Here is a 3,291-nt window from a genome sequence, read left to right as displayed (position 1 = left end):
ACGCGGCGCCCGCCCGCGCTGCGCGCCGCGAGCCGCACCCCCAGCACGGGCGGGCCGGCCGCCGCGCCCACGACCACCGGCAGCAGCCACCCCCACGGCACGGCCCCCGGCACCACCAGCCCCGCGACGACCACGCCGGCCCCGGCCCCCAGCGCCGCGACCAGCACCGACTCGACGCCCAGCTCGACCGCGACGGCCGGCAGGGTCGCGCCGCGCGCCCGGTGCGTCGCCAGCGTCGTCGCGCGCCGCCGCACCAGCAGGCCCGCGGCGACCAGCAGGCACAGCGCGACGACGCCCAGGACCCCGCCCAGCAGCACCGACGTCTGCGCGACGGCTGCGCCGAACCGGTCCCGCGCGTCCAGCAGCACGCCGTCCAGGCGCGTCGTGACCGACGTGCGCGACCCGTCCGACGCCCGCACGCCGGCCTGCGCGCGCAGCCCCGCGATCTCGGCCGCGACGGGCGCGACGTCGGCCTGCACGAGTCGTGCCGCGTCGGGCGGGAACGCGACGACGCGCTGCGTGACCCCGGGCGGCATCGCGAACAGCGCGGCGGGCAGCGACGCGTCGGACAGCAGCCCGGTCAGCTGCGTCTGGCGCGTGAGCGGCGTGCCGACGATGCGCGGTTCCAGCAGCCCCGGCACCGCCGACCACGCGGCGTCGGCCGGGTCGTCGGCGCGGAACACGCCGCTGACGGTGGCCTGCAGCGCGACCGTCCGGGACTCGTTGCGCGTGCTCAGGACGTCGCCGACCTCCACGCCCAGCGCGGCGGCGACCGCCTGCGACAGCCCGACCTCGACGGGCACGGGCGGCCCGGGCTGCCACGAGCGGGCCTCGCGCTCGGTGAGCGTCGGGCCCGGCGCGGCGCCCGCGACCCACGTCACGGCGGGGGAGCCGTCGTGGTCCACGAACGCGGTCCGCAGCACCGGGGTGTCGACGCCGGTCCCGGGCTCGACGACGAGCAGCGGCAGCGTGGCGACCGTGACGACCGGCGCGGTCACGGCCGCGTCGAGCGCCGGGTCGAGCGCCCCGCGCAGGCCCGTGGCGAGGCTGCGCGTGGTGTCGGCGAGGTCGACCTGCAGCGCCCGGGCCTGGTACGCGTCCTCCTCGATCGAGCGTGCGAACGTGAGGTCGGCGTCCGGCCCCGCGTCGCGCACGGCCCAGTGCAGCGCGTCGTCGCCCGTCGCGGCGACGAGCCGGGGCGCCGCCACCGCGAGGAACGCGGCGACGGCGACGACCAGGGCCGTCAGCGCGAGCGGCCCGCGGTCGGCGCGTGCCCGCCCCGCGGCCGCCGCGACGCTGACCGCGGGCCACCACCGGCGCGGGCCCGACGACCGCGGGATCCGGCGCGCCGGTGTCGCGCGACCGGCCGCCGCGCGTCCCGCGTCCCGTGCGTCCCCGCCGCTCACCGCCCGCCCTCCATGCGCAGGTGCGCGACGGTCGCGCGGCGGGCGAGCCGCGTCGCGACCGGCACGACGACGGCCGTGCACGCCACCAGCAGCACGCCCACGACCGCCACCTGCGCGGGCCACGGCCACACCGCGACCGGCACCGGCACGGGCACGCCGCCCGTCGCCGAGACCACCAGCCGCGGCCCCACGACGACCGCAGTGACCGCCCCGACCGCGGCGCCGGCCAGCACCACCAGCACGCTCACGACGCCGTGCTCGACCAGCAGCGTGCCGACCACGGCGCGCCGCGAGGCGCCCATGCCCTGCAGGCGCGCGACGTCGACCGCGCGGGCCTCGAGCGCCGCCGCGCTCTGCACGACGGTCCCCGCGACCGTGAGGACGCCGGCGGCGGCGACCAGCAGCCACAGCGCGACCTGCACGCCGACACGCAGCGGGTCGTCGCGCAGGTGCGCGGCCAGTGCCACGCGCGTCACGGGCTCCCCGAGGCCCGCGGCCTCGACGAGCCGCGCCGTCGCCGCGGGGTCGTCGACGTCCGTGAGCCACCACGCGTCGACGACCCCCGAGATCGGGCCGTGCGCGACGACCGCCCGGGACAGCGCGTCCTGGTCGGCGAGGATCGTCGCGCCGCGCGGCAGGGCGGCGCGCGGCGGTGCGACGCCGACGACGCGTGCCACGACCGTCGTGTCGCCGAGGGCCAGGGCGTAGGTGTCGCCCGGTGCGGCGGCGATGCTCGCGGCCAGGTCGCGGCCCAGCAGCACGGGCACGTCGGGCGGCGGCGCGAACCCGGCGAGCACGAGGTGCGCGGGCCCGGTCACGAGCGACCCGGCGACCAGCCCGACCCGGCCCGTGACGGTCGTGGCGTCGCCGTCCTGCCGGACCGCGACGTCGTCCGGGGTGCGCAACCGGTCGACGTCGCCGGCCGCCACCGCGGCCGACCAGCCACCTCCCGACGGCGCCGTCGCGGCCCCCGCTCCCGGCGTCAGCGTGACGCCCACGTCGAGCGGCCGGGACTCGGTGGGCAGGGCCAGCACGTCGGCCTGCTGCCCGACCTCGACCCGCAGGTCCACCGCCACGACCCGCAGCGCGGCACCTGGCGGCAGCGGCAGCACCTGCGCGTGCGCGGCGCCGTCGAGCGGCACGGCCGCACCCGTCACGGTCTGCCGCGCACCGCCCTCGGCCTCCACGACGACCGTCGGCGCGACCGTGAGGTCCGGCAGCGTGCGCCCGCGCTGCGACTCGACCGCGCCCGTGACCGCCACCTCGACCGTGCCCGCACCGGCCGGCAGCGCGATCCCCGCCGTGGGCGCGTCGGGGCCCAGGCCCGTCGTGAGACCCGGCCACGTCGTGCCCGAGGGCAGCCGACCCCGGACCAGCGACGGGTCGTGCCGGGTGTCGATCGCGACGAGGTGCGTCTCGGGCGTCGCCGGACCGGGCCCCGAGACGGGCCCGAGCGCCACGGCGCGGTCCGTCACCGGGACGGCGGTGCCCCCGGTGGCCTCGGCGAGCGCGGCCGCCTGCGCGAGCGGTGCCTCGGCCGTGCGGCCCACCGCGAGGTCGGCGCCGACCGCGGTGTCGGCCTGGTCCTGCGCCGACGTCGCCCACGTCGCGCCCAGCGACGTGCCGAACGTCGCCGCGGCCGTCGCGAGCACGAGCAGCAGCGCGGCGCCCGTCGAGTGCCCGCGCCGCGCGACCTCCCACGACGCGAGCGGGAGCACGAGCCCGGCCGACCGGTCGGCGCGCACCTCGGCGCGGCGTGCCACCCACGGCACGACCCGCAGCGCGACCGCCGCCCCCGCCACCAGGCACAGCAGCGGCACGACGACCAGCAGCGGGTCCGCACCGCCGCCGGCCGCGAACGCCCGCCCGCGCAGCTGCAGCACGC

The 3,291-nt window shown here is 80.4% G+C and carries 2 protein-coding genes; both read right to left on the bottom strand.

Annotation, left to right across the window (positions count from 1 at the left end):
- Window positions 1-1,406 (bottom strand): hypothetical protein (locus tag ATM99_RS15300; protein ID WP_223305161.1); only part of this gene is annotated, 1,406 nt, incomplete at its 3' end.
- A partial coding sequence (locus ATM99_RS19455; RefSeq protein WP_369798097.1) for an FtsX-like permease family protein occupies window positions 1,403-3,291 on the bottom strand: 1,889 nt, incomplete at its 5' end. The genes ATM99_RS19455 and ATM99_RS15300, both read right to left, overlap by 4 nt.

The organism is Cellulomonas sp. B6 (genome assembly GCF_001462455.1).
Lineage (GTDB): Bacteria > Actinomycetota > Actinomycetes > Actinomycetales > Cellulomonadaceae > Cellulomonas.
This window is presented reverse-complemented; position numbering and strand designations above follow the sequence as displayed.